The following is a 5371-nucleotide window of genomic DNA, read 5'->3' on the forward strand; positions in this document are numbered from 1 at the left end:
GGGGTGGACGCCTCGCGGGGTGGTTGAGATCCTCCCATCGCCCAGCGGATGGACCCGGTCAGCCCGCGGCCGGAGAGGTGGACGAGGCCGTCCGGCAGATACGGCGCCGTGTGGAGCCCCAGGAGCGAGCGGGCCCAGGGCGGCAGGAGCCTGACCGCGTTCGAGGCCAGGACGGCGTACGGGCCCCGGGCCGGCCACGGCAGCGGGGGTTCCCGCAGGACGAAGCGGGCCGCGTCCCGGGCCTGCGGCGTGGCGCGCAGCTCGGAGCGGTAGCTCGCGAGGCGGAGGGCGAGCGCGGCGCGGTCGCACGGCGGGTCGGGGACGCCGAGGGCGCGGGCGACCCGCGCCGCGTCGGCGACGTACCCGTCGTAGCCGGCGCCGTCCAGCGGCTCGGCCCCGAAGCGCTGGTGCGCGCGCAGGAAGCTGTCCACCTCGGCACAGTGCACCCAGCACAGCAGGTGGGGATCGGCGGCGTGGTAGGGCTCGCCGGTCGGGGTGGTCCCCCTGATCCGCTCGTGCACCGCACGGACGCGGTCCACGGCCAGCTGGGCGTCCTCGGCCGTGCCGTACGTCGTGTACGCGAGGAAGGTGCTGGTCCGCTGGAGGCGTCCCCAGGGGTCGCCCCGGAATCCGGAGTGCCCGGCGACCGCGGCCATGGCGCGCGGGTGCAGTGATTGCAGGAGGAGCGCGCTGAGGCCGCCGATGAACATGGACGCGTCACCGTGGACGGTACGGATGGGCCGCTCGGGCCCGAACCAGCGCGGGCCGGGGGCACCGTGGATTCGGGCGCGGTTCTCCGGCCCGGTGGGCCCGGCGACATGGCTGAACAGGCTGGTCCCGATCCGCTCGCGCAGCCCGGGCCCCGACCTCTCCGACGTGTTCACCCTTCCATCCTCGCGCGCACCCACGGGAAGGGCAGGCCCGCCTGCGCCGAACGCGACCCGCGCCCTCCGCAACCGGGACCGCGGCACTGATCGCGGTCACCGGCCGACGGCCCCCTCCCACCGGCCTCCCCCACGGCGCAGAGCGGGTACGTCGATTCGAACCCGCGGGAACACCCACCGGGACGCCGAGCCGGCCCTCGGCCCTCGCGGTCCGTTCTGTCCCACCGGTCCAGCCGGTCACGACCGGGTTTCCTCGCAGCTCAGGCCCTGTCGGCGACGTCCCTCAGCGGCTGAGGGAGTCCGCGAGGTCCAGGAACAGCGTCATGCCGAAGACCGCGACGGCCACGCCCCCGAGCAGCAGCAGCGTCGCCGCCAGCGCGAAGGCCATGGTGATCCTCGTACGCCGGACGGCCGACCGGTACGCGCTGTCGTCGTCCCACTCCTGCCGATCCATGCCCGCCCCCTTGACAGGCACCCTACAAGGCGCCGAGGCGCGCCTCCGGTTCGGCGTGGCATCGTGGGGCCATGACGATCTCGGTTCGCCCGGCCTCCGACTTCGAGGACGTCCGCGCCCTCGTCGGCCCGAAGTCGCCCGGGGCCACGGTCTGCTGGTGCCTCAGCTACCGGATCCCGTCCAAGCTCAACAACGAGCTGCGCGGGCCGGCCCGCGGGGAGTACGTCGCCGACCTCTGCCGTCAGGAACCCCCGCCGGGCGTGCTCGCCTACGACGGGGACGAGCCGGTCGGCTGGGCCGCCGTGGCGCCCCGCTCCGACACCTCCTTCGCGCGCAGCCGGAAGATCCCGTACGTGGACGACCTGCCGGTCTGGTCGCTGTGGTGCGTCCGCGTGCGCCCCGGTCACCGCAAGCAGGGGATCTCGCACGCCCTGATCGCCGGCGCGGTCGAGTTCGCCCGCGCCCAGGGCGCGCCGGCCGTCGAGGCGTACCCGCTCGACAGCGGCGACGCCAAGGTCGATCTGACGATGGCGTACCCCGGGATCCGGAAGAACTTCGAGCGCGCCGGGTTCGTCCACGCGGCCGACACCACCTCGGTCCTGGCCGGACACCCCCGGGTGCTGATGCGGCTCGACCTGCGCTGACAGGTGGCCCGGAGGCCGACGCGTCCGGGCGGACCCGCCGTGCCGCCGCGGTCCCGTGCGGCGCGCCCCGGGTCGGGGGCCGCCCCGCCCGGCGTAACGTGGCGGCCCGCGGGCGGTCGCGGACCGTCGGCGTCAAGTCCGGTACGAGGGACGAGGAGTGACGGTCTGCATGGGGACGACGGACGACGAGCGGTACGACGTGACAGTGGTCGGGGCCGGGGCCGCCGGGCTCGCCTGCGCCGCGGACCTCGGGGCCGGCGGACTGCGGGTGCGGCTGCTGGAAGCCGACGACACGGTGGGCGGCCGGATGCGTACCGACCGGGTCGCGGGCTTCACCCTCGACCGGGGGTTCCAGGTCTTCAACACCTCCTATCCGCAGGTGAAGCGCCGTCTCGACCTGCGGGCGCTGCGGCTGCGGCCGTTCACCCCCGGCGTCCTCGTGCAGACGGACGACGGGCTGCGCCGGTTCACCGACCCGAGCCGCCGTTTCCGTGAGAGCGGCGACCTGCTGCCCGGGCGGCTGGCGTCCGGGCGCGACCTGCTCGCCCTGAGCGCGCTGACGGCGCGCGACGTGCTCGCCCCGGCCGGCCGGCTGCGGGCGCGACCCGACACCACGACCCTCACCGCGCTCGCCGCCGCGGGCATCTCCACGGAACTCGTGGAGACGTTCTTCCGGCCCTTCCTCTCCGGGGTGTTCCTGGAGGACGACCTGGAGACCTCGGCCCGGTTCTTCCACTTCGTGTGGCGGAGCATGCTGCGCGGCACCCTGTGCCTTCCCGCCGACGGCATCGGAGCCGTACCCGCCCAGCTGGCCTCCCGGCTGGGCCCCGGCGTGCTGCGGACCGGGGCTCCGGTCGCCGCCCTCACCGCCCAGGGCGTCGCACTCGCCGACGGGGACGAGGTCCGCTCCCCCACGGTCGTCGTCGCGACCGGGCAGCGGGCAGCCGGCGAACTCCTGCCGGGGTTCGACGTCCCGCGCGGCCGGACCGTCACCACGCTCTACCACGCGGCCGCCCGGCCGCCACTGGCCGAGCCCGTCCTCGTGGTCGACTCGCGGCGCAGGTTCCTGAACAGCTGTGTGCTCACCGCCGTCCACCCCGGGTACTCCACCGACGGACGGGCGCTGGTGTCCACCTCGGTCCTCGGCGCGCCCGACGCCCCGGCCGTGGACGCCGTCGCCCGCGCCCTGGGCGAGGTGTACGACACGGACACGGGGGCGTGGGAGCTCGTCCACCGCGTCACCGTCCACGACGCCCTGCCCGCCATGCCCGCGCCCCATCCGCTGTCACGGACCAGCCGGGTCGGGCCGGGCCGGTACGTGTGTGGTGACCACCGGGCCACCGGCTCGCTCCAGGGAGCCCTCGCCTCGGGCACCCGGGCGGCGCGCGAGATCCTGGCCGACCTGAGGCGCGGAGGTGTGCGGTAGCGGCGGGCCGCTGGGCGAGGGCCGGGAGTGCATCCGTACGCGGGCCGGACCGCGAAGTGATTCGCGGCAGGCGCCAGGGGCAGGCGTCCGTCAGGTCGGTCACGACCACGGTCATGTAGACGACAAGGCGGAGGTCATACGGTGATCACGGTGGAACGGAACTTCGTCGTGGGGCTGCCGCTCGACGAACTCGTCGCGTATCTGGAGGACTTCAGCCGCACCGAGGAATGGGATCCCGGAACCGTACGGTGCGTGCGTCTGGACGAGGGGCCGGTACGCCCCGGGGCACGCTGGCACAACACCTCGCGCTTCCGCGGCCGGACCACGGAGCTCGAGTACCGGCTGGTGGAGCGGGATCCGGCGCACCTGAGGTTCGTCGGGGAGAACAAGACGGTGACCGCCACGGACGACCTGTCGTTCGAGGCCGCGTCCCCGTCGGTCACCCGCCTGAACTACCGGGCGTCGCTGCGGTTCAAGGGGCTGGCGAAGCTCGCCACCCCCTTCCTCAGGTCCGAGTTCGAACGCCTCGGCGACGAGGTCGCCGAACGCCTCCCGACCGCCGCCACGCAGCACCGGACGTGACGGCGCCCCACTGACGACACTTCTCCCTGACCTGCCGTGGGCGTCGTCGACGTCCGTGTGCCGGGTGCGTGCGCGTCCGGGCGTCCGGGCCCCTATCTCCGTGCGTGGGGGTCCGGCGGCTCGGGCTCGCGGTTGCCTGGGGCGAGGCGGTCGAGGAGCAGGGTGAGAAGGACGGCCGTCAGGGTGCCCGCGACGACGCCGCTGCCCAGGATGGTGCGCGCCCAGCCCGGGAATCCCGCGTAGAGGTCCGGGGTGAGGAGCGGGAGCAGTCCCACGGTGAGGGCGAGTGCGGCGGTCAGCGAGCCCGTGCCGGTGCCGGAGAGGTCGGCGCGGCGGAGCATCTCGACGCCCATGACGGCGATCACGGCGTAGACGACGAGTGCGGAGCCCCCGACGACGGCCTCGGGGATGCCGGCCAAGGCCCGGGACACGGGGGTGGCCAGGCCGAGGGCGACGAGGAGCGCGCCGGCCCCGGCGGTGACGAAGCGGCTGCGGACCCCGGTGAGCCGGCCGATGCCGATGTTCTCGGCGCTGGTGACCATGAGGGACGTGCCGAACAGGCCCCCGGCCAGGGAGACGACGGCGTCGGCGCGGGCGACGCGGGGGACGTCCCGTTCGGGAGCGGGGGCGCGGCCGACGGTCTCGCTGTTGAGGACGGTCTGTCCGGTGATCTCGGCCAGGGTGGTGAGGCTGAACACCAGCAGCGGGAGGGCGGCCAGCAGGTCGAACCTCGGTGTCCCGAAGGGCAGGAACGCGGGCAGTGCGAAGCCGCTGCCGACGGCGGGGACGAAGGTTCCCAGACCGGTGGTCACGGCCACGACGGTGCCCGTCGCCATGCCGATGAGGACGGACGTCTGGCGCCAGACGCCGCGCAGGAACACGTACGCGGCGACGGTGGCCGCGACCGTGAGCGCGGCGAGGAGGACGGCGCGGGGCTCGCCGGTGCCGTCGGGGCCCGTGACGAGTCGGGCCGCGACCCGGATCATCGCGATCCCGATGAGGAGCACGGTGACGCCCATGACCAGGGGCGGGAAGAGCCGTACGACCCGGGCGTACAGGGGCAGGACGGCGAGGAGCAGCGCGGCGGCCAGGAGGACGGCGCCGGAGGCGGTCGCCGGCCCGTGTTCCTGGGCGATCTGGAGGAACAGCGCGGTCGCCGCGCCGCCGGGCAGCATGACGAACGGCAGGCGTCCGCCGATCCGCCAGACGCCGAGGGACTGGAGCAGGGCGCCCGCACCGCACAGCAGCAGGACCGCGCTGAGCAGGGAGGCCGTCGCGGCGGGCGGCATCTTCAGGGTGCCGGCGACGAGGAAGACGGTGGAGACGGGGGCGGCGATCATCGCCAGGACGTGCTGGGCCGAGAGCGGCAGCAGTCTCCGCC

The 5371-nt window shown here is 74.7% G+C and carries 6 protein-coding genes; 3 read left to right on the forward strand and 3 right to left on the reverse strand.

What is annotated here, in order from left to right:
• Both EAO70_RS15610 and EAO70_RS37945 read right to left on the reverse strand, forming a co-directional pair.
• The coding region (locus tag EAO70_RS15610; RefSeq protein WP_148003590.1) for an oxygenase MpaB family protein at positions 1-884 on the reverse strand (884 nt) is incomplete at its 3' end.
• A 283-nt stretch (positions 885-1167) separates the two neighbouring features.
• A complete protein-coding gene (locus EAO70_RS37945; protein ID WP_187283902.1) occupies positions 1168-1338 on the reverse strand; it encodes a hypothetical protein in 171 nt (56 codons plus the stop codon).
• A 71-nt stretch (positions 1339-1409) separates the two neighbouring features.
• Here EAO70_RS37945 and EAO70_RS15615 point away from each other — a divergent pair, with 71 nt between their 5' ends.
• The 3 genes from EAO70_RS15615 to EAO70_RS15625 all read left to right on the forward strand — a co-directional run bounded on the left by EAO70_RS15615 (position 1410) and on the right by EAO70_RS15625 (position 3990).
• Positions 1410-1982, forward strand: coding sequence for a GNAT family N-acetyltransferase (locus tag EAO70_RS15615; protein WP_148003591.1), 573 nt, complete (start codon positions 1410-1412; stop codon positions 1980-1982).
• Between the two features lie 169 nt (positions 1983-2151).
• Complete coding sequence (locus EAO70_RS15620; RefSeq protein WP_148003592.1) at positions 2152-3408, forward strand: FAD-dependent oxidoreductase; 1257 nt, start codon at positions 2152-2154, stop codon at positions 3406-3408.
• 141 nt (positions 3409-3549) lie between these two features.
• A complete protein-coding gene (locus EAO70_RS15625; RefSeq protein ID WP_148003593.1) occupies positions 3550-3990 on the forward strand; it encodes an SRPBCC family protein in 441 nt (146 codons plus the stop codon).
• 92 nt (positions 3991-4082) lie between these two features.
• Here EAO70_RS15625 and EAO70_RS15630 read toward each other — a convergent pair.
• Positions 4083-5371, reverse strand: a 1289-nt coding sequence (locus EAO70_RS15630) for a uracil-xanthine permease family protein (RefSeq protein WP_148003594.1), incomplete at its 5' end; no start/stop codon positions are given.

It is taken from the genome of Streptomyces sp. adm13(2018) (genome assembly GCF_008042145.1).
Lineage (GTDB): Bacteria > Actinomycetota > Actinomycetes > Streptomycetales > Streptomycetaceae > Streptomyces.